This is a genomic window from Bradyrhizobium sp. USDA 4538, from assembly GCF_024171045.1.
Classification (GTDB): domain Bacteria; phylum Pseudomonadota; class Alphaproteobacteria; order Rhizobiales; family Xanthobacteraceae; genus Bradyrhizobium; species Bradyrhizobium australafricanum.
This window is the reverse complement of record NZ_JALJZE010000001.1, coordinates 5,452,727-5,472,775: the sequence shown is the minus strand read 5'-3', so window position 1 is coordinate 5,472,775 and position 20,049 is coordinate 5,452,727. Positions and strand designations below refer to the sequence as shown.

Below are 20,049 nucleotides of genomic sequence, written 5' to 3'. Positions count from 1 at the left end.
TGAGTACGGTCTTTCCCTGAACAGATAACGCCGTGCTGGGTCCAATACCTGAAGGATGCAAACGAGCCGAGGAGAGCGGGTAGTCGTAGGAGAACCAGATGGGATAGTCGACCGGCTGGACATGCGCGCGACAGCCGAACGCAGCGGCTGTATGTCGGATGTCGTCCGCCCAGCCAGCATAGCCATAGGTGTGAAGTTCGGTACCTGGTGACAAGCGCGATATGGCACAAGCCGCCCGGAGGCCTGAACCGAATAGCCTTCGCCATTCGGGACGTACACAAACCTCGAGGTAGCTACCGCCCGCAACGATCATTTGGAAACCCGACGAACCTGGACTTTGCAACTCGTCTGCGAGACCGTAACCACGTCGGCGACATAGCGATTTCCGCGACGCATGCAATCGATCAAGCTAGCTAGCCCCTCAAATGCCGCTAGCGATCCAATCACGTCACGTTCAGACGGGCGACGGCATACTGCGGCCTCCAACCCCTGCTCTGTGAACAGATCGACGTCCAGCGCCTGACCGCGGGCCACGTATCTGACCTCCGGCCTCAAAGACACAAGATCTACCTCGAAGGTAAGATCGCAGTCGTCTGCCTGCCCGCCACTCTTCCCCTTCGGTCGAGCGCCGGGGGTATGTGGAGGAGGCTTGGGTTTGCTTTTCCCAGACATGACGCTCCCCAAAACTGCACAATCTGTGCGCGATTCGACCGGAGAGTCAAACCGAGCCGCGTCCCAACTTCCGCATCTCGCGCCACATCACCGCATCCAAGAGTGATGGGCGCACGTTCAGCGCCGCGGCGAACGCAAGAAATCGCGCCTCCATAACATCGTAATCTCTGGGGACACTTTGCTGCCGACCGAACAGGCCGATAAGGACCCCCGCCCGGATGATATGGATGTCCAAGATGGCAACTTCGTCGCTACCCAGCCAGTTCCGGGTGATCCAGGAAGCCGTCTTGGGGCCTACGCCTGGGATTTTCATCAGGCCGTTCCGGAAGCTTTTTGGATCGGCGGGCGATGGGGGATTCTCGTCTAGGAGCCGAAGCGCGGCCGCGAGACGCGACGATCTTTGATGCGGAAATCGGTACCGCCTAAGCTTCCCGCCAACACTTACTGGTTCGCGCAATAGGCGTTCAATTTGGACTGCCGATGGTATGCTCGGCGAACAAAATATGCCCTCGGCTTCGAGGCGATCAAAAATTGCGTGGTTCATCTCGGCTGTTATGCCGAACCCGCCGAGCAGACAGAAGCCGACCTGCTCTTTCAAGGTGGCCTCCTTGCAAACGAAGTCGTCCTCATCTTCGGCAAGCTCGCTCATCGCGGCCCAATAGGCCGCGCTTGGCACCCACTCGGGCTTGCCCCATTTGACACCAGGAATGACTTCCGCATCCGGCGCGTGGCAGGATCGATCAGCCGTCAATTCCATCGCGCTGACTCCTATGTATTTTTAAACATTACTATGTATATTTATGTATATGACAAGCATGAAACCTACATCGCTCGCCAAAGCGTTGGATATCTTCCGGAGGGAGCGCGGGTTAACTCAACAGGATTTGGCGCGACGTCTGCGCGTGAGCCAACCTCATCTCTCGAGGATCTTATCGGAGAGCGTGCCGGTCAGCGACAAAGTTAAATCGCGAGCGATGCGGTTGCTGTTTGGGAAGCAATCGTCGACGCATAAGTCTGCGTGGCTAGGAAAGGTCGCCGGAGCCGCGAAGCAGTCTACGGCATTTCGACGACTTGTGAGTCTGGCGCTAGAGATGCTTGAGAAATGAAGGGACGCCGCGTCAGGGAAAGCGCCCCTTGCCTTACCTTCTGGTCCCGCCATCCGGATGTTTACGTTCAACCGATGACCAACCCCAGGCAACGCGAGTGGCAGCTTGCCGTCGCCTAGAAGGCAGGCCCGAGTATCATTGAGCCAATCCCGTATTGAACTTCAAGAACGTAAAATCGGACATCCATTCCAGATGGTTATAGCCTGTCGAAGACAGACCCCATCCGAGGACTGAAGAGGCGATCGTACGTCTTGAGGAGAAAATCATCGGTCATGCCGGCGACATAGTCGCAAATCGTCCGCACTTCGTCGTCGCTTGCGACGTACCGAGCATAAGCGTCAGATGGAAGTAGCGACTTGGGGGCGGATTGGATCGCCTCGAACACTGAAACAACGAGTTTCTGCCCCTTGAACTCCAATTGCTGGACGTTTGGGCTGAAGATGACCTTTTGTTCGATGAGGTCCTGGAGGTCATCGAGAAATCGTCGCTGGGGAGCTTTGATTTGTGCTCGATAACGGATGAGGGGCTCTGCAAATTGATCGAGCGTCAGGAGCTCGACATTCGTAACGAAGTGGTGGACTAGGCGACCAATGAATCGCTTTCTTTGATTTCCGTCCGAGAACAACTTGGAGACGAAACACCCATAGACGTCATTGCCACATTCGTCAGGATACTTTTTCTTCAAAGCATCCAGGAAGGGAGCGCTCGCTGCCTCGCTGACGTGTTCACGGAAGTTACGCTCGTCTACGAGCCCTAATGCTACCGCGTCCTCGAGATCATGCACGCCGTAGGCTATATCGTCTGAAAGATCCATGATGCTGCAATCAAGCGATTTATGACGTGGTCGAGAATGCTTTCCTGTAACGAGGTCGAACGCCTGGAATTCAATGCGATCGTCTTTCGGTAGTGGCTCGAGGATCCACTCGACCACTTCGTTCTCGGCTTCGAAATAGCATTTCGGCGGCTTGCAACTCGCGCGATTTAGCGTTCGGATCGACGTTGCGGTTGCGTCCAGGCTGGGCTGAAGAGTTGGATTCAATGCTTTTGCGAACGGCACCGGATACTTCAGAACCGCTAGCAAAGTGCGACGTGTCAGGTCAGCCCCGTGGTCACGGGAGAAGTTCTCGAGCCGAGAAAGGATCCTGAGCGTTTGGCCGTTGCCTTCGAAACCGCCGTGCGACCGCATGCAGTAGTTGAGAGCCACCTCGCCGCCGTGGCCAAAAGGTGGGTGCCCAAGGTCATGGCAGAAGCCGGATGTTTGGATAAGGCTCAGTGGAGGCAAGAATGGGAAGGCGGGATGGTCAGAGTAAGATTTTGCAAGTTGGCGCATGACGCCGCCAGCAATCTGGGCGACCTCCAGTGAATGGGTTAGCCGAGTTCGATAGAAATCGCTATCGCCCAAATTCAATATCTGAGTCTTACCCTGAAGCCTTCGGAACGAACCTGAATGAACGACGCGAGCGTAGTCGACGTCGAAGGGCTCCCGAGCATCCTCCTGTTGTTGAGACCACGAACTTCTGCGACTGAACCAGTTGCTTGTCATATGAGACGCTCCAAAAGGCGCTGGGTCTGTGCGACGGATAACAAGAAGATCGGTCGCGTCTAGACAGACGATATTGGACAACCGTTTGTCCACAACTGGTCGCTACCGACAAACGACGCACTGACCTGCCCCGTCGCCTGGTCTAGCAGCGACGACTCCGGATTTGAGGGGCGCCTGTCTTCTGCGACCACCGAGCCGTCACTTCTTTTTCGGCACCAAGTTGAGCGTAACGGTTCCGCAGCTACAGCGGAGTACTTCCTTGTCGCCCTTGATCGGCGACACGCACAGAAATTCTCCACAGTCGGCGTTGGGGCACTGCATCAGCCGGAGCAATTCCTGAAACGAACTCGCGACCGCGACAAATTCCTTTGGCTGGAGATCCGCCCAGGCGTTGTAGTGGACGGCCTTGTTGATCATCCATTCCTCTGACTTTGTCGCGGCAACGCGTTTCTTGGATTCCACTTGGAGCCCTTCGGCCTCCTGGATATTCTTGCCCCATGAGGCAGCAGAGTCGCGCGCCTCTTGGAGGCGGGCTTTCCACGCGGCCAGCACACTGGGCCAGAGATCGCCGAGATCGTATTGTCCGTTGCCGTGGTACTCGATGCGAGCCCGCAGGTTGTCCGCCAGGATCGTCGAGGTAAACTCGAGGTAGCGCCGCAACGTTCCCGCCGCCTGTGGGACATTGCCCTTGGCGAGGCATCCGTCGATCTGCGCCCAGACGTCACCTTCAGTCCAGACCTGCGGGCCGCCGTCAACCGTCCAGCCGCCGACGCTAAGTGTGCTCTGAACCAGTTTCTCGCTCTGCATGAACTTCAGCCACACTCCGTCATGTGTGGTCAGGATAAACTGCGTATTTGGGAACTTCTGCTTCAGGAGTGCACAGACCTCACGCCGATGTCCGGCGTCGACCGACATCAGCACATCGTCCAAAACGGCGAGCGTGAACCCCTCGCCGAGCGTATGCTTCACCAGCGCGAGATAGAGGCAAAGACCCATGCCGTCTTGATGGCCCTCGCTATGGTAGGCCCCGGGAGGAAACTTGCCGCGTCCGTAGAAGTCGACATCGAAAGCGAGCTTGCCGAATGACGGCGAGAGCTTGCCCTCGAACTTGTCCTCATCGTCACGGTTGATGAAGCTATAGTAGTCGGTGAAATCCGTCTGCACCTTGTCGTAGATGCCCTCCAGAATTGCGGTGCTGACCGCGCCGTAGTGGCTCAGCACGGTCGAAGCCGTCTCCGCACGCTGTGCCGACAGACGCAGCGCCCGCTGCGTCTGTCGGCATTGATCGTATTTTTCCTGCGCGACGATCAGGAACTCCTTCGCCGCCTCCTCCTTTGAGGGATCTGGCAGCGTGTCGATATAGGCCGCCAGACTATCTGCGGCTTGGAGCACCTCGGCTGCGGTGGGCGCGCCTAATCGGCCGAGTGCTTGCAGAGCCTCGGCAATGACTGCTGGGTCGCGAACGACCTTCTCGAGAACGACGCGGTCGTCGTCGAGCACCTCGGCAAGAGCGTTAAGCGCCGAAACGTTTATCGGAGGATTGGCTTTTTCGCACCATTGGGCCACCTTGCCGACTTCGCGGATCACCGCCTGCAGGTGCGCAGTGAGAGGAGCGATCGCAGAGGCAAGCTGCTTCAAAACGGCCGAGGCGGCGTCGGCTTTTACCATCTTCTCCTGGAGATGGGCGACCAGCGCGGCCATTTCCCAAGCATTATCGCAGAGCGGGCAGGCATCTTCATCGATCAGCTCGAGTCCCCGCTCGACTAGTGCACGTTGCTTGACCACCTGTAACAACGCTGGGTTTTCGGTGAGCTTGGTGACGGCGGCAACAGCCTCTGCCTTAGCGCCTATGACGGCCGTTTCCTGTAAGGCAGCCAGAGCGCCTAGACAGGCCACAAGATCGCTCTTGGCACCAAGCTTGGAAAACGGCTGCGGCGCCTTCTCTTCGGCATCCGCGTTGACGCCGGCCTTCAAGGCATTTGCCGGGGCAAGATCCGCGATTGAATCAAGATTCAAAGTGGCCCGCCGAGCATTGACTGCAGCAAGCAGGTCATTCTTATTGGGAGCTGCGATGCCAAGATGCCGAAAAAAATCGGACTTGGTCCGCGCATCTTCCGCCTCAGCACGGGTATGATCACGCTTTGCCTCATTGGCAACGCGCTGAAGCGAGGTCCGCAGCTTTTCGAGTTGATCGAGGCGCAGAAGTTCCTGGACGTATTGCGACCGCTTCCCCGCCGGGACGAGAATGTATTTGATGATCTCGCGACGCGACAGGGCAAATTCAGGATGAGTTTCGAGCTGCGCGACAATGGCATTGGTGTCGGCGTCGTTCGGCTTCAATGTCGCGGTACTTGCGTTTTTGACGCTCCGTTCGATTGTGAAGCTTTTCTTTAGTGAAGGCGCATAGACCTTGAGACTAACGAACGCGTTCTCGGGCTTCTTGCTCGAGTCCACATGTGGAGCGTGCGCCTTGACGCTCAGCTCGGCGGTGCCCGCGCCGCCGAGCCGTGTGATATTACCGGTGAGGGCAAACTCGATTGCGTCCACAATACCGCTTTTGCCGGTCCCATTCGGACCCGCGATGCCGAAGCTCTTTCGCCCGAGCGAGCGCTTTAGATAACGGATGCCTCGGAACTCGACGATTTCGATTTCTTCAATCTGAATCATCGCTCTGCTCCGCAGGGGTGAAGATCGCCTCCCGCAGGCTCTCTGCGTCTAGCTTGTGATCCGCCAATGCCTGTCGCAGTGCGGCGAGCGATGCTGGCGCGATGGTCTTGTGGTCCTCAAGCCTTCTCAAGAAGGCGTCGATCACGGACGAAACCGTTGATGAATAAGGCGGGTCATTCGGAGCAGCCATCTTTGCCTTTACCGTCCGCGTTCGCGCCACGGCGATGCCGTTCATCGCTCGCTGATGCACGCAATCTGAGGGTGCGCTACGGAAAATCAAGCGCCAAGCTTGCGGCGGACTAAATATACCTGCCGTATAAATGATTGCGTTTGCACAGGCTAGATGGGGCCTGCCGAATCCTAGCGCGACATGACGAACAAGGATTCGATTACGGGGCAACTCGCCGCTCTAAGAGAGCGAGACGTCAAAGCAACGGAAGGTCAAATCTTCGAGATATTTCCAGATCGGCCAAATGACGTCTGGGTGGGCAGGACGCCCCTAGCTCGCAAATATCCATCTCGATCGACCGCGGAGGAGGCGCCCCGTAAACGCTTGACCTTCCTAGGGTTCGTATTCGAATCCTTAGGATCGATAGCAATAAAACTGTGGTACGGAGCGTGGTACGAAGTGGCGAGCTTCATAAGGCGCCGAGAAATGGCTTGTTTTCTTGGTAGCGGGGGAGGGACTCGAACCCCCGACCCCAGGATTATGATTCCCATGTTCTGACGACTTTTGTTAGAAAGCTTCTCAGTCCAAAGGGCGCCGGCGCGGGCAGATGGAAGCCTGGTCGTGTAATCTCACGCCCCGCGTTCCCTCCCGGTACACCAGAACAAAGCTCGGAAATGTCCAGCGATCATCGTGCGCGTCGAATCTACAGGTGACGGCTGCGCCATCGGTCGGTTCTCGCCCATTCCCCACTAAGCTGGCATTCATCCACGGACCTTCTTCGAGCTCGACGGTCACCAAAACATGGGGAACGTCTGCCTTGAAGGCGGGCAGAAAGGTATGATGCGTCCGCGCCAGCTAAAGATCGTTCCACGCCCGACACGTGAGTCCAATCGTATTGCATCGAGAAAACACGCATCGCAAGTCGGCCACGGATCGTAACGCAGCTTTCCCGTAAAGATCTATCTTCTGATAGGACTCGCATTCGCTAGTCTGACGGCACCGACGCGCGCGGACTATTGTCACGATTGGCTGGCGACGCTCTCCCGCGCTGTCGACATAGCTCTGACATGAACGTCGGGACCGCATCAGGCTTGCATGTGGCGATGCACACAGGCCAAGGGCTACCAGGTAAGTGCGATGAGGGCATCCTCGACTAGGACCATTTTAAAACTAGTCTCAGTGTTCCGATTTGCACTCGGAAGCCGCCGATTGTCCCACGAGCGAGCACGATCCGCTTTCACAGTAGAAGCCTTCGCTTATACTAATAGCAGCCTGGAATGGACGAGATTATGACACTCGACGCGAGGCATTGATCGCGTCAAGGAAGAACCCGAACCTCGCTCAATTGAGCGATGACGAAGCGTCCGTATACTTCTCCAAGGTTAGTTAACTTTGCCATCGCCGCGCGAAGCTTCGACTGCTCGAATTCTGAGGTCGTGACGTCACCTGAAAAATTGGCTGCCCTCAGACCATCGGAAGGCTCGCGTGGACTTGGACCATCGAAAAATGCATGCCACTCGAATCTAGATGACTTGGTCTTAGCATGGCCAGAGCGCATCTCTCCCCAAGTCTGGTTTCGCGTGATATGCCTATCCGCCTGTCTGCTGCCGCATCGTTGGCTTTTCCAGACGGATCGATGACTGCTTCTGGCCTGCGGCGAGAAGCACGCCGCGGCCGACTCGAAATAGAAAGAATTGCCGGCAGAGACTATACTACGCTCGAAAACATCGAGAAGATGAGGGAGCTGTGCCGCGTCAAAGTAAGGGAGCCCGACTCTATAAGCGAAAGGCACGATATCGCGGCGGAAAGCTCGTCGCCCGAGCCGTCTGGATCATCAAAGACGGCGAGCGCCATATCGCCACAGGCTGCCTTGCGAGCCCGTCTGAAACAAAGCCGCCTCGAGAAGCAGAGCAAGCGCTAGCAGACTACATCGCGCAAAAGTACCAGCCCGAGCGCAAGCGGCGGGACATCGACGACATCGATTGCGCGGACGTGCTGTCGATCTATTTGACCGACGTCGGTGAGCCGGGCGACCAGTTCGAAATTGAAGCGAGGATCGACCGGCTCAACGATTTCTGGGGTGGCAAGAGGCTGGCGTCAGTCAACGCGCAAACCTGTGCCGGTTACGTCAAACATCGCGGCAGCCGCGGTGGCGCGCGTCGTGACCTTGAGACTTTTCGTGCTGCGATCAACCATCATGCAAAAGAGGGCTTTCACCGTGGGACGATTCGCGTATCCCTCCCGGCAAAAGGCGAGGCGCGCGATCGTTGGCTGACACGCAGGGAGGCGGCAGCCCTGGTTTGGCAATGTTGGCGCTATCGCGAAAAACAGACAATTCACGCCGGCGGCTCAAAGGGCGCCCCGGTTTGGACAGACCGCCGACCGCTGCGACACGTGGCCAGATTTATCCTGATCGGCCTCTACACCGGCACCAGGGCGGGCGCGATCGCGGCGGCATCGCCTTACCCCGAGCTTGGGCACTCGTACGTTGATCTTGAGCGTGGTATCTTTTACCGGAGGCCGATCGGGAAGCGAGCCACCAAGAAGCGTCAGACGCCTGCTCCGCTTCCACCTCGGCTGCTGGCTCACATGCGTCGTTGGAAAGACCGGAAGCTGATCAGCACCTGCTTCGTCGAGTTCAATGGCAAGCCGGTGGCTTCCGTGAAGAAGGGCTTCAAATCTGCCGTGGATCTGGCCAAGCTGCCCGGGAACGTCACTCCGCACACGTTGCGCCACACGGCGGCGACCTGGCTGATGCAGCGCGGCGTGCCGATTTGGGAGGCGGCCGGGTTCCTCGGCATGTCGCCGGAGGTCCTGCAGGATACCTATGGCCATCACCATCCCGATCATTTGCACGGGGCGGCGGCAGCCATTGGCCAGAAAACGCGGTATGTTTCGGTGGTCAAATCGGTGGTTGACTCGGGAACAGCCACCGATGAGAAGAAAAAACCTAAGGAAATCTGGTCGGAGTGGCAGGATTCGAACCTGCGACCCCTGCGTCCCGAACGCAGTGCTCTACCGGGCTGAGCCACACTCCGACTGAGGGCCGGCTTATAGCGTCGGGTTTCGGGGACCGCAAGGGACCACGAGCCACCCAATTGAGGAATCTAGTCACAGTGGATACAGGTCTGAAAACGCACGTTTTGTCCGCAGGCGCCGCCGCCACGGCGACCGCCGCCGGGGTCCTGGCCGAGGGCGGCCTGGTGGCGTTTCCGACCGAGACGGTTTATGGCCTCGGCGCCGATGCTGGCAACGCCTCAGCGATCGCCCGGCTTTACGAGGCCAAGGGCCGGCCGGCCTTCAATCCCCTGATTGCCCATGTCGCCGATCTGGGCGCCGCCCGCCGGATTGCCCTGTTCAATGGGCAGGCCCTGCGATTGGCGGACGCGTTCTGGCCGGGTCCGCTGACCCTGGTGCTGCCGAAGGCGCTGTCCTGCCCGGTTGCGGAACTCGCGACCGCCGGGCTCGACACGGTCGCCATACGCATCCCGGCCCACAAGGTGGCGCGCGACATCATCAAGGCTTTCGGCGGTGCCGTGGTAGCGCCGTCGGCCAATCTCTCCGGCCACGTCTCGCCGACCACCGCCGAGCATGTGAACGGCGATCTCGCGGGCCGCATCGACCTGATCGTCGACGGCGGGCCGGTCGAGGTCGGCGTCGAATCCACCATCGTCGGCTGCTTCTCCGATCCGGTGCTGCTGCGGCCGGGCGGGCTGACGCGCGCAGAGATCGAGCGCGTGCTCGGCCACCCCTTGCAGTCGCCGCCGCAAGACGCGGAAAGCGACACCCAGCCGGTCGCCCCCGGCATGCTCGCCTCGCACTATGCGCCGCGGACACCGGTCCGGCTCAATGCCAGCGACGTCCATGTCGGCGAAGCCTTGCTGTCGTTCGGGCCGGCCAAGGTCGCGCGGCGCGAATGCGCCTCCGTGGAGATGAACCTGTCCGAGCGCGGCGATCTTGCCGAGGCCGCCGCCAATCTGTTCGGCTACCTTCGCACCCTCGACAAGAGGAACGCGGATGCGATCGCGGTGACGCCGATTCCCGAGGAGGGATTGGGCGAAGCCATCAATGACCGGCTGCGCCGCGCAGCCGTTGGGCGGTAACAAGCATGACCCGGACCGGAACGGCCGCGTTGGCGCCAAGCGGGAACCGGTTTTCCCTCGCGACAAACGCGAAGCGTTTGCGCGAAGGGCATGCTTAGGCAAAGATCCCCGACTGAGTGAAAGACCAAGAAAAAATGAACATCGTCCAATCAGCGGTGCCGCCGCTTCCGCCCGAATTGCTTGAAAAATTCCGCGCCATCGTCGGCGCGAAATATGCGATGACCGACGCCGCCGACATCGAGCCTTATGTCACCGAGGAGCGTGACCTGTTCCACGGCCGCTCGCCGCTGGTGCTGCGCCCGGGCTCGACCGCCGAGGTCGCTGCGATCTGCAAGCTCGCGACCGAGCACAGGATCGCGCTGGTGCCGCAGGGCGGCAATACCGGCCTGGTCGGCGGCCAGACGCCGCACAATGGCGAGGTCGTGGTCTCGCTGCGGCGTCTCGACAAGATCCGCGATATCGATGTCGAATCCAACACCATGACCTGCGAGGCCGGCGTGGTGCTGCAGATCGCGCAGCAGAAGGCAGCCGAGGTCGACCGGCTGTTTCCGCTGTCGCTCGGCGCAGAAGGCAGCTGCACGATCGGCGGCAACCTCTCGACCAATGCCGGCGGCACCGGAGCCCTTGCCTATGGCGTGGCGCGCGAAATGGCGCTCGGGGTCGAAGTCGTGCTGGCTGACGGCCGCGTGCTGAACGCGCTGTCGAAGCTGAAAAAGGACAACACCGGCTACGATTTGCGCAACCTCTTCATCGGCGCCGAAGGCACGCTCGGCATCATCACCGCGGCAACGCTAAAGCTGTTTCCGCGGCCGCGTGCGGTCGAGACCGCCTATGTCGGCTTGGCTTCGCCGGCGGCCGCACTCAAGCTGCTGTCGATCTCGCGCGATCAAGCGGCCGGAGCGCTGACGAGCTTCGAGCTGCTCGCCGACGTCGCGGTCGACTTCTCGATCCGCCACGGCATCGATATCCGCGATCCGCTTGAGAGCAAGCACCCTTGGTACGTGCTGATGGAATTGTCGTCGTCGCGCGACGATGCACGCGACACGCTGGAGGCGATCCTGGCCCAGGGCATGGAGGACGGCATCGTCGATGACGCTGTCATCGCCGCCAATCTGAGCCAGCGCCAGGCGTTCTGGAAGCTGCGCGACGAGATGTCGGCGGCGCAGAAGCCGGAAGGCGGCTCGATCAAGCACGACATCTCGGTGCCCGTGGCAGCCGTACCCGCCTTCATCGAGGAAGCCAATGCTGCCGTGGTGAAGCTGATCCCCGGTTCGCGGCCGGTGCCGTTCGGCCATCTCGGCGACGGCAACATCCACTACAATGTCAGCCAGCCGGTCGGCGCCAATGCGGCCGACTTCCTGGCGCGCTGGCACGACGTGAATGCCGTCGTGTTCGAGATCGTGCTGCGGATGGGCGGCTCGATCTCGGCCGAGCACGGCATCGGCGTGCTCAAGCGCGACGAATTGCCTGACGTCAAGGATAAGGTCGCGATCGAGCTGATGCGGCAGGTCAAGGCGATGCTCGATCCGCTCGGCATCATGAACCCGGGCAAGGTGCTGTGACCGCGCAGGCGACGATGCCCTCCTCCTCTGCCTCCCTCGCCATTGCAGAGATCACCGATAACGACATCGCCGATGTCGTCGCGCTGTGGCAGGCCTGCGGCCTGACGCGGCCGTGGAACGATCCCGCTGCCGACATCGCGCTGGCGCGGCGCGGACCGAATTCAGCCGTGCTGGTCGGCCGCGACGCCAATGCGGTCGTCGCGACCGCGATGGTCGGCCACGACGGCCATCGCGGCTGGGTCTATTACGTCGCGGTCGATCCGAACCGCCAGGGCAAGGGACTTGGCCGCACCATCATGGCGGCGGCCGAGGACTGGCTGCGCGCCGCCGGCGTGCCGAAGCTGCAACTGCTGGTGCGGCGGGAGAACATCAAGGCCGGCGCGTTCTACCAATCGCTCGGCTATGACGAGTCGACCTCGGTGATGCTGGCCAAATGGCTCGACGGTCGCGAAGCGACGCCGTGAGAGGGTTGAGGATCGACGCATGAGCATCGCCGACCGCGTCCGCGTCAAGCACGTCGAGCTGCTTTCGAAGCGCCGCTACGAGCTGAAGAGTGCGACGTTCGACTACCGGCGCGCCAACGGCGAATGGCAGACCCAGGTGCGCGAGGTCTACGATCGCGGCAACGGCGCCGCGCTGTTGCCCTACAATCTGACGACCCGCAGCGTCGTGCTGGTGCGCCAGTTCCGCTACCCCGCCTTCGCCAACGGCTATGACGATCTCCTGATCGAGGTTGCCGCCGGCATGCTCGACGATGCCGAGCCGGAAGCACGCATCCGCGCCGAAGCGGAGGAAGAGATCGGCTACCGGCTCGCGCATGTGCGCAAGGTGTTCGAGGCTTTCACGTCTCCGGGCGCCGTGACCGAGAAGCTGCATTGCTTCGTCGCCGAATACGACGCCGCGATGCGCATCGGTGACGGCGGCGGGCTCGCCGACGAGGGCGAGGACATCGAGGTGCTCGAGCTTGCGATCGACGACGCGCTCGCCATGATCAGCGATGGCCGCATCGTCGACGCCAAGACCATCATGCTGCTGCAATACGCCGCGCTGCATCTGTTCAGGTGAACGCGGCTTCGCGCACTCAACGCTTTAGACTAGCTGTCCCCGTCATCCCTGCGCAATGGCTATGCCATTGTCGCTGGAGGTGCGAGCCACTTCGGCGAGCCTCGAAGGATGAATCGGCCACCAGCCGGGCCGTGCATCCTTCGAGACGCGCGAAGACGCGCTCCTCAGGATGACGGGGATAAACCGAACGAAATGCTCTACCGCATCGTGATCGCAAGCCCGCTCAGATCGGCGTTGGCCATCAGGCCGACCTGGTGGCCGGTCAACTCCAACACCGCGCCCTTCTGATTGGTCAGCACGATCGCACGCGCGCCGCGTCCGACGGCAAGCCCCGCGCCGGCCGCACCGTAGACGCCGGCAACGTCGGACGGACGGTTGATGTTGCTGACCCGGCCGCGTAGCACGGTCTTGGAGCCGCCGAACACCAGTCCGTAGTCGAGGCCGCCGGTGGAGAGCCGGTAGGAGCGGCCGCGGAAGGTCAACACGCCGCTGCCGCCGGAGCCACCGATGATCCATCCGGCCTTGTAGATCGTGAGTGTCACAAAGCCGCTGTCGGCGCGGGCCGCGGAAGAGAACGCAAGGCCAATGAACGCCAGCAGCGCGACAAGCGCAGCACGCAGGGTGGATGAAGGTTTCATGTGCGGTCTCCCCAGGATTTACTCACGTCGATTTGCTCTCGTCGATTTGCTCGCGTCGTGACACGGCTGCGAATCGCGATGCTCCGACTGTAGCAAGCGCGTAAACAGGCGCAATTTGGCACAGCGATGGCCGATTTGTTGACGGGTGCTTTCGCACGACCGGTGTTGAACCTGTTCCCGGGGTTGCAATACTCACTGCATGTCCGGGGCGATCGGCCCCTGAGCTCCAGGATTGCCCCGCGGAGCATTCATTTTTCAAACCGGAGATTTCCCATGCGTCGTCTTGCGATTGCCTGTGCCGCCATTGCCGCCACCGTGTCCTTGCTTGCCGCGGCAAGCCCGGCCAGCGCCACGCCCTATCATCTGATCCGCTGGCAGGACACCGGCTTCTGCCAGATCTGGGACCAGAGTATCCCGACCACGCCGTGGCCGGCGAACTTCTCCATCGTCAGCGAGGAGCTGCCGACCTTCGACGCCGCGTTCAGCTACAAGACCGGCCTCCTGAACAACGGCACCTGCGCGTTCTGAGCGAACGCCATTCGATCACGCACAGGGCGGACACGCGGCAACAGCGCGGCGTCCGTCCTTGTGCTGTCAGATATGACGCCATCCAGCGTCAGTGATGCTTGATCAGGGCGTCGCGCGCGGCGGCGAGTTCGAGGAATGCCGCGCCGTTGCCGCCGCCGTCGGGATGCACCGTCTTGGCGGCGCGCTTGAAAGCCTGCTGGACTTCGGTCGCTGCGAGCCGGCGGCCGAACGGCAGGCCGAGCAATTGCCGGTACTGCTCCTCCTGCGTCAGCGCCTTCGGCGCCAGGCCGCGCCGGCCGAACCGCGGCGCCGACAGCATGTGCAGTGCGTCGTTGACGATGCCGAGACGGCGCAGCGCCATCGCTTTGGTGCGGCGGTCGGCCGATTTCATCGCCGCCTGGCGCAGGATCGGCAGCACCTGTGCGGCCGCATGCCGCAGCGTCTCGTCGATGTCGGTCGCGGCGATCTCCGCGACCATTTTGGCCATCTCGCGGTAGTCGGGATCCGGCGCCGCGCAAAAGCGCTCGATCGCAACTTTCCAGTGTCTGATATGCGGGTCCATGTCCGCGGTCCGTAACTGTCATCCGAATCCGGATAACAGCAACGCGCAAACGCGGCTTGGCGTTTCGGTTGGCGCAGTTTTGAATAGTGTTGTCGACAACGCTCACAAATCAGAACAAGGAAACGCCATGGCCCTTCTCGACAATCACATCGCCGTCATCACCGGTGCGGGCTCGGGCATCGGGCGCGCCATCGCACTGGGCTACGGCCGCGAGGGCGCGCGCGTGGTGCTGCTCGACATGAACGGCGATGCGGCGGCGGAAGCGGCCAGGGAGATCCGCAATGCCGGCGGCAAGGCGGAGAGCTTTGCGCTCGACGTGACCAATCGCGACGCCTGCGTCGCGATGGCAAAGCAAGTGGCCGACAAGGTCGGGCCGGTCTCGATCCTGGTCAACAATGCCGGCATCGCGCGCCGCAACGGCATGCTCGGCACCGACGAGGAAGTGATCAAGGATTGGGAAGACATCATCTCGATCAATCTCACCGGCGTGTTCAACGTGACGCATTCGTTCCTCGCGCCACTGCGCAAGAACAAGGGACGCATCGTCAACATCGGCTCGATCCAGTCCTTCGTGCATCTGCGCACGCCGAGTTCGCCGGCCTATACCGCCTCCAAGCACGGCGTGCTCGGCTTCACCAAGGCGCTGGCCGCCGAACTCGGCAAGGATGGTGTGCGCGTCAATGCAATCGGGCCGGGCTTCATCGAGACGCCGTTGAACGAGAAGGTGCGCGCCACCAATCCCGACCTCGTCAAGGTCTTCATGGACCACACCCCGCTCGGCCGCGCCGGCAAGCCGGAGGACATCGTCGGCCCCGCCATCTTCCTCGCCTCGGACCTGTCGGCCTATGTCTCGGGATCGATCGTGATGGTCGATGGCGGCTACCGCACATTGTGACGGATGGAACCGCAATCGTGGCGATTTCTGGGTATTTTGCTTACAGAGCAGGGAGTTAGGGGCGCGTTAAGGGCTTGTTAACCAAACCGGCACACCGTGGATCTACGGGGTAGTTGGTTCTCGATGTCTTCGCTTCACCGACGAAGCGGGCGTTGATCGGGAGGAGTTCATGTCTTACGCGTCCACCGTACCGTCGCCGGAAGCTCTGCTGCCGTCGCTGGCTCCAAATGAAATCGTCCCACTGCTGATCGGCGCGACCGTCGATGAAGTCGAGCGCGAGCTCGTGCTGCAAACGCTTGCGCGCTGCGACGGCAACCGCACCCGCGCCGCGCGCGTGCTCGGGCTGTCGGTTCGGACATTGCGGAACAAGATCCGCGAATATTCGGCCGACGGCATCGACGTGCCGCTGAGCGAGCACGCCGCAGCCTAGAGCAAGATCCGGGAGCGCGCGAAGCGGCTTTCCGGGAAGATCGTGCTTGGACAACGAGCTAAGCGTGATGACGATTCAACCGGATCTCATCACGCTTTGCGGCACGTCGACGCTAGATCGGCAGGTCGATCGAAAGCCGCCGCCAGCGCGACAATAGCTCGCTGCCGTCGGCATCGAGGCAGCGAGCGAGACGCACCTCGGTCGTCCCGGCCTGTTGCAGCGTCTGCGCGACCAGCGCCGTCGCATAGTCCCAATAGTCGCGCCGCCCCTTCGGATCGTCGTCGACCAGCGATTTTGCGAGGATCTCGACATAGATCGCAGCGACGGCTCTTTGCCAGAGCTCACCCGCGCGCTCGCCCTCCGCCGAGGGCGCGCCGGTCCGCGACTGCCAGGCCAACCAATAATTTTCCTCCGCGCCGACCCAAGCGGATGGCAATAGCGATGGATCGAGGCATGGCGAGCGACACTCAAGCGGCTGCATGCCGCGCGCGTCGCAGAAGAAGCAATAGCCAAGCTTGTCGTACCAGTTGACGCGCAGCAATCTGCGAATCTCGGTCTGTTGATCCGCTGCGAGCCGCCTCATGCCCGTCCGTTCGAGATCGCCGATGATCGCCTCCAGGCGATCGCGATCATACGGCTCGACCTCGAGCACCACGCCGATACTGCGCGGAAACAAGGCGTCGAGCATCTCGATCATCTCGCGATAGAACCGGCCCGCCAGGCCGCCGCCGCGCCACGCCTTCGCGACGCCGACATAGTTGCAGTAGATCAGCTCGCTTGCGTGATCGTAGGTGAAGAAGCCGAGGCCGATCGCGCGCCCTTCCGCGCGCAGGATGAAGCAGCGCGAGTCGAGGCAATATGACAGCTGCTGATCACCGACGCTGAACTCTCGTCGCTCGCCGACATCATCTGACAACACCCAGCGCACAATGTCGTCGGGGGCGTCGCGCTCGTTCGGAGGAAACAGCTCGGCATACAGATCGAGGACGCCGGTGTTGCGAAACGCCGCTTCATCGCGCAGATCGTGCCGCGTCACCACGATGTCGAACGTCAGCGGCCCTGTTGCGTCACCGGCAACTGCCCCGCGTCTGTCGTTCAGAATCCGCAACGCGTCCTCCCGTCACAATCTTCGCATCGAATTATGACTGTTGATCGCTTGCATCAGCCGCGCCGGGCAGAATTGAAGCCGTCATCCAACCTCTGTTACAAGCGGCTTGAAATCGCGACGGAGCATATCAGTGGCTGACGAGACAATCTCCCGCCAGGGGTCACGAGGGGCGCAGGGGCCGCAGGGCCGTCAGGGCGAGCCGGGTCGGCCCGGTCCGCAAGGACATCCGGGGCGGCCGGGGCCGGAAGGTGCGCGCGGCAAGCCGGGCCCGCAAGGCAAGCCCGGACTGGTTGGGAAGGCGGGTCCCCAGGGCAAGCCGGGAGCGCAAGGCAAGGCGGGCGTGCAGGGTCCGCGCGGCGAAGCTGGTCCACAGGGACCGCAGGGACCGGCCGGCCCGCGCGGTGAAGCCGGCCCGCCCGGACAATTGCCGTCGATCGAACAGGTGATGCCGTGGCTGCACATGATCTTCGACGCCTGGGAAGACTACAAGCGCACCAAGGAGCGTGAAGCCGCCGAGTTCGCCGAGCGCGATGCCGCCGAGCGCGCGGCAGCGGAGGCGATCGCGCTTGACGTCGACGCCATCGACTTCGCGGAAGATGACGACGAGGACGACGATCACAAGAAAAAGAAGAAGCACCGCAAGAAGGACAAGAAGTAATCCTTCCTGTCCTCGCGCGGCGACACGGCCAGCTCTGTCCGTGCCGCGCCCGATGCCTACGGCTCCGCGCCGGGATTGGCCGGAGGATCGGAGGGTCGAGCGAGGTGCATGAGCTGGAAGACCCAGCGCATCGCGTAGTACCAGGCAACGCCCGCGAACGCCCCGCAGGCCGACAGGATGATGACGTTGGCAAGGTCGATCGTCCCGCTCGACCACAGCATGCCGCAGGTCCAGAGCGCGGCAAACGCAATCGAACAGGACGTGAGCAGGGCAGGCTTCATGGCGTTGCTCCGGGATCGGGTGAACTGCACCGATGCCCGGACGCGTGGCGCCGTACCGTGACCTGCATCACGGTGCGCCCCGCCCTCAGCCAAATCGCAGGCGCGAACGCTCCCTCGCCTTCTCCGCCTCCACCTCGCGATCGCGCGCCGGTGCCGTGGTCTGCAACGAGATCAGGAGCCTGCGCGCGGCATTCGAGACCTCGGTCACGGCCAGGTTGAAGGCGGCCTCATTGGACTGCGACGGCTTGTTGAAGCCGGACAGTTTGCGCACGAACTGCAGCGCGGAGGCGTGGATCTCGTCTTCGGTGGCGGGCGGCTCGAAGTTGAACAGCGTCTTGATATTGCGGCACATGTCGGTCTCCCTCGCCCGCGGCAACGGGGCGGCTCTCTCAAGGACGATCGGCTGCTGCAAAATACGACATCGTGGTCTATTCTGGCAGTGTCATCGTCCACGGTGGAGCGAGGTTCCGGATGAGCCACGTGATCTACAAGGTAGTCCAGCACGACGGCGGCTGGGCCTATACCGTCAACGGGGTGTTCTCGGAACCATTTCCTACCCACGCCGCGGCACTCGCCGCTGCCCGACGCGCCGCCAACGAGCAGCGCGTCCCCGGCCGCACCGAGGCGATCCAGTACGAGACGTCGGACGGCAAATGGTTGACCGAAACCGCATCCGGCAACGACCGCCCGGAGACCGAGGTCGAGGACGGCCGCTAGATCATCTCGTCGCCTTCAGAACGGAACCTGGACGCCAAGCCGGTCGAAGAACGCCCGCCCCCGGTCGGTGATCCGCAATGCGCGCGGAATCCGATGCGGCGCAACGCCGCGCATCTCGATCAGCCGCGCCAGCACGGCATTGGCAAACGGACCGGCGAGATGCGGCACGCGCTCGGTCCAGTCGTTGCAGAGCCGCAGATGCGGCTGCCGCGCCGGATCGAAATCGATTGCCTCGGCCCGGCACCAGGCCAACCCCTGCTCGGTCACCCGACCATCGCGGCCGTCGATCAAGACCAGGCGGCGGCGGATCAGCGCATTCGACAACAGCACGCCGAGCTGACCCGCAAGGTGGTGGTAGCAGGTGCGCGATCGCCTGAGCTGCTCGGCCGGCATCGCACGCCTCCCCACAGTGGCCTTGGCCGCAAGATCGACGAGGTTCTCGATCAGCGCCGCGACGTCGTCGTCCCTGATCCGGTAATATCTGAACCTGCCCTGTGCCCACACGGAAAGCACGCGGGCGTCGACCAGCTTCTGCAAATGCGCGCTGGCGCCTTGCGGCGAAATGCCGGCGACCGCAGCAAGCTCGCCCGCCGGCAACGCCTTGCCGTCGGCCAGCGCACTGACCATCGCCTCGCGGACCGGATCTCCCAAGGCCTCGGCGATCCGCGAAAATCCTGTCTGCAAAGCCTGGGATGATCCCACCGCATCGTCCTCCAGATCGCGCCGAAACATCCTACCCGCATACGCCGTGCCGCGCAGTTCATTTCAGATTTTCCTGAAACGTCGCGGCGGCCTGTTCCGTTCAAATGGGCGGCAGTCGATCAAACACAAGGGAACGATCATGACAGCCGGCAGCAACGACGCGGAACGCATCTACAGGCTCTGGGATGAGGCGCTCGGTAACAAGGACCTCGAGGCGGCGCTCGCGCTCTACGCAGCCGACGCCTCGATCGAGAGCCCGCTGGTCCAGCATTTGATGCAGACCAAAGACGGGATCGTCCGCGGCCGCGACGCGCTGCGCGAGTTCATCACGCGCGTGTTCCGCACCAGCCCGCCGCAACGGCGGCGCTTCAAGCAGGGTTTCTTCAGCGACGGCCGCGTCCTGACCTGGGAATATCCGCGGCAGTCTCCGGACGGCGATCAGATGGATCTGGTCGAGGTCATGGAGATCGATGACGGCCTGATCCAGCGTCACCGGGTCTATTGGGGATGGTTTGCGCTGAACGTGCTCAAGGAGAGCTAGCCAAACACGTCTGCGCCAGCCGCGCCGCGCAGCTCTCGGACAACGCTTTCCCTCATGCTAGGCTTGCACCGAAGCGGCTGGACAAACGCGCCGCGCGTGGGA

22 protein-coding genes, 1 tRNA gene and 1 pseudogene are annotated in these 20,049 nt (G+C 61.8%); 12 read left to right on the top strand and 12 right to left on the bottom strand.

The window, feature by feature from the left end; genetic code table 11:
• Positions 1-718: 718 nt before the first annotated feature.
• Positions 719-1,429, bottom strand: coding sequence for a hypothetical protein (locus J2R78_RS24770; protein WP_253607175.1), 711 nt, complete (start codon positions 1,427-1,429; stop codon positions 719-721).
• Positions 1,430-1,472: 43 nt separating this feature from the next.
• On the opposite strand from J2R78_RS24770, the gene J2R78_RS45410 reads away from it, so the two are divergent.
• The gene (locus tag J2R78_RS45410) at positions 1,473-1,778 is read left to right on the top strand and encodes a transcriptional regulator (protein WP_375167057.1); all 306 of its coding nucleotides are present in this window, start codon (positions 1,473-1,475) and stop codon (positions 1,776-1,778) included.
• 196 nt (positions 1,779-1,974) lie between these two features.
• Here J2R78_RS45410 and J2R78_RS24765 read toward each other — a convergent pair whose 3' ends face one another.
• From J2R78_RS24765 to J2R78_RS45405, 4 genes are all read right to left on the bottom strand, one after another.
• Complete coding sequence (locus J2R78_RS24765) at positions 1,975-3,321, bottom strand: anti-phage deoxyguanosine triphosphatase (protein ID WP_253607174.1); 1,347 nt, start codon at positions 3,319-3,321, stop codon at positions 1,975-1,977.
• Positions 3,322-3,519: 198 nt separating this feature from the next.
• Entirely contained in the window at positions 3,520-5,988 is a 2,469-nt protein-coding gene (locus tag J2R78_RS24760; RefSeq protein WP_253607173.1) for an AAA family ATPase, read from the bottom strand.
• Entirely contained in the window at positions 5,975-6,223 is a 249-nt protein-coding gene (locus J2R78_RS24755; protein ID WP_253607172.1) for a hypothetical protein, read from the bottom strand. The genes J2R78_RS24760 and J2R78_RS24755 overlap by 14 nt, the downstream gene beginning before the upstream one ends.
• Before the next feature lie 513 nt (positions 6,224-6,736).
• Positions 6,737-6,988, bottom strand: coding sequence for a hypothetical protein (locus tag J2R78_RS45405; RefSeq protein ID WP_375167133.1), 252 nt, complete (start codon positions 6,986-6,988; stop codon positions 6,737-6,739).
• Between the two features lie 915 nt (positions 6,989-7,903).
• Between J2R78_RS45405 and J2R78_RS24750 the strand changes: the two are divergent.
• A pseudogene (locus J2R78_RS24750) lies at positions 7,904-8,902 on the top strand (tyrosine-type recombinase/integrase); the annotation flags it as partial.
• A 216-nt stretch (positions 8,903-9,118) separates the two neighbouring features.
• Here J2R78_RS24750 and J2R78_RS24745 read toward each other — a convergent pair.
• Positions 9,119-9,195, bottom strand: a tRNA-Pro gene (locus J2R78_RS24745).
• A gap of 105 nt (positions 9,196-9,300) precedes the next feature.
• Here J2R78_RS24745 and J2R78_RS24740 point away from each other — a divergent pair.
• The 4 genes from J2R78_RS24740 (at position 9,301) to J2R78_RS24725 (ending at position 12,887) form a co-directional block, all read left to right on the top strand.
• A complete protein-coding gene (locus tag J2R78_RS24740) occupies positions 9,301-10,260 on the top strand; it encodes an L-threonylcarbamoyladenylate synthase (RefSeq protein WP_253636019.1) in 960 nt (319 codons plus the stop codon).
• A gap of 134 nt (positions 10,261-10,394) precedes the next feature.
• Positions 10,395-11,822, top strand: a complete 1,428-nt coding sequence (locus J2R78_RS24735; protein WP_225648964.1) for an FAD-binding oxidoreductase — start codon at positions 10,395-10,397, stop codon at positions 11,820-11,822.
• Positions 11,823-11,836: 14 nt separating this feature from the next.
• On the top strand, positions 11,837-12,286 hold the full coding sequence (locus J2R78_RS24730) for a GNAT family acetyltransferase (protein ID WP_253607170.1): 450 nt from the start codon (positions 11,837-11,839) through the stop codon (positions 12,284-12,286).
• Between the two features lie 19 nt (positions 12,287-12,305).
• Complete coding sequence (locus tag J2R78_RS24725; RefSeq protein WP_253607169.1) at positions 12,306-12,887, top strand: GDP-mannose pyrophosphatase; 582 nt, start codon at positions 12,306-12,308, stop codon at positions 12,885-12,887.
• Positions 12,888-13,084: 197 nt separating this feature from the next.
• On the opposite strand, the gene J2R78_RS24720 is transcribed toward J2R78_RS24725, so the two are convergent.
• Positions 13,085-13,525 carry a hypothetical protein gene (locus J2R78_RS24720; RefSeq protein WP_253607168.1) on the bottom strand — a complete coding sequence of 147 codons (441 nt, stop codon included), beginning with the start codon at positions 13,523-13,525 and terminating at the stop codon, positions 13,085-13,087.
• Between the two features lie 273 nt (positions 13,526-13,798).
• On the opposite strand from J2R78_RS24720, the gene J2R78_RS24715 reads away from it, so the two are divergent.
• Positions 13,799-14,053 (top strand): hypothetical protein, encoded by a 255-nt coding sequence (locus J2R78_RS24715; RefSeq protein ID WP_057019143.1) that lies wholly within the window; start codon positions 13,799-13,801, stop codon positions 14,051-14,053.
• Positions 14,054-14,141: 88 nt separating this feature from the next.
• On the opposite strand, the gene J2R78_RS24710 is transcribed toward J2R78_RS24715, so the two are convergent.
• On the bottom strand, positions 14,142-14,615 hold the full coding sequence (locus tag J2R78_RS24710) for a hypothetical protein (RefSeq protein ID WP_253607167.1): 474 nt from the start codon (positions 14,613-14,615) through the stop codon (positions 14,142-14,144).
• Between the two features lie 127 nt (positions 14,616-14,742).
• Here J2R78_RS24710 and J2R78_RS24705 point away from each other — a divergent pair, with 127 nt between their 5' ends.
• Together J2R78_RS24705 and J2R78_RS24700 are read left to right on the top strand one after the other, a co-directional pair.
• A complete protein-coding gene (locus tag J2R78_RS24705; RefSeq protein WP_253607166.1) occupies positions 14,743-15,510 on the top strand; it encodes an SDR family NAD(P)-dependent oxidoreductase in 768 nt (255 codons plus the stop codon).
• A 169-nt stretch (positions 15,511-15,679) separates the two neighbouring features.
• Entirely contained in the window at positions 15,680-15,940 is a 261-nt protein-coding gene (locus J2R78_RS24700; RefSeq protein WP_016840962.1) for a helix-turn-helix domain-containing protein, read from the top strand.
• Positions 15,941-16,052: 112 nt separating this feature from the next.
• Here J2R78_RS24700 and J2R78_RS24695 read toward each other — a convergent pair whose 3' ends face one another.
• On the bottom strand, positions 16,053-17,048 hold the full coding sequence (locus tag J2R78_RS24695) for a hypothetical protein (protein ID WP_253607165.1): 996 nt from the start codon (positions 17,046-17,048) through the stop codon (positions 16,053-16,055).
• A 130-nt stretch (positions 17,049-17,178) separates the two neighbouring features.
• On the opposite strand from J2R78_RS24695, the gene J2R78_RS24690 reads away from it, so the two are divergent.
• Positions 17,179-17,706 carry a collagen-like protein gene (locus tag J2R78_RS24690; protein WP_057019139.1) on the top strand — a complete coding sequence of 176 codons (528 nt, stop codon included), beginning with the start codon at positions 17,179-17,181 and terminating at the stop codon, positions 17,704-17,706.
• Between the two features lie 56 nt (positions 17,707-17,762).
• Here the strand turns inward: J2R78_RS24690 and J2R78_RS24685 are convergent, their stop codons facing one another.
• Positions 17,763-17,987, bottom strand: a complete 225-nt coding sequence (locus J2R78_RS24685; protein WP_253607164.1) for a hypothetical protein — start codon at positions 17,985-17,987, stop codon at positions 17,763-17,765.
• A gap of 85 nt (positions 17,988-18,072) precedes the next feature.
• Positions 18,073-18,339, bottom strand: coding sequence for a DUF2277 domain-containing protein (locus tag J2R78_RS24680; RefSeq protein ID WP_057019313.1), 267 nt, complete (start codon positions 18,337-18,339; stop codon positions 18,073-18,075).
• A gap of 119 nt (positions 18,340-18,458) precedes the next feature.
• Between J2R78_RS24680 and J2R78_RS24675 the strand changes: the two genes are divergently transcribed.
• The gene (locus tag J2R78_RS24675; protein WP_016840968.1) at positions 18,459-18,704 is read left to right on the top strand and encodes a DUF2188 domain-containing protein; all 246 of its coding nucleotides are present in this window, start codon (positions 18,459-18,461) and stop codon (positions 18,702-18,704) included.
• Between the two features lie 15 nt (positions 18,705-18,719).
• Here J2R78_RS24675 and J2R78_RS24670 read toward each other — a convergent pair whose 3' ends face one another.
• The gene (locus J2R78_RS24670; RefSeq protein WP_253607163.1) at positions 18,720-19,406 is read right to left on the bottom strand and encodes a helix-turn-helix transcriptional regulator; all 687 of its coding nucleotides are present in this window, start codon (positions 19,404-19,406) and stop codon (positions 18,720-18,722) included.
• A gap of 139 nt (positions 19,407-19,545) precedes the next feature.
• Between J2R78_RS24670 and J2R78_RS24665 the strand changes: the two genes are divergently transcribed.
• Positions 19,546-19,947: a nuclear transport factor 2 family protein gene (locus J2R78_RS24665; RefSeq protein ID WP_253607162.1), complete on the top strand. Its 402-nt coding sequence runs from the start codon at positions 19,546-19,548 to the stop codon at positions 19,945-19,947.
• The last annotated feature ends 102 nt before the right edge of the window (positions 19,948-20,049 follow it).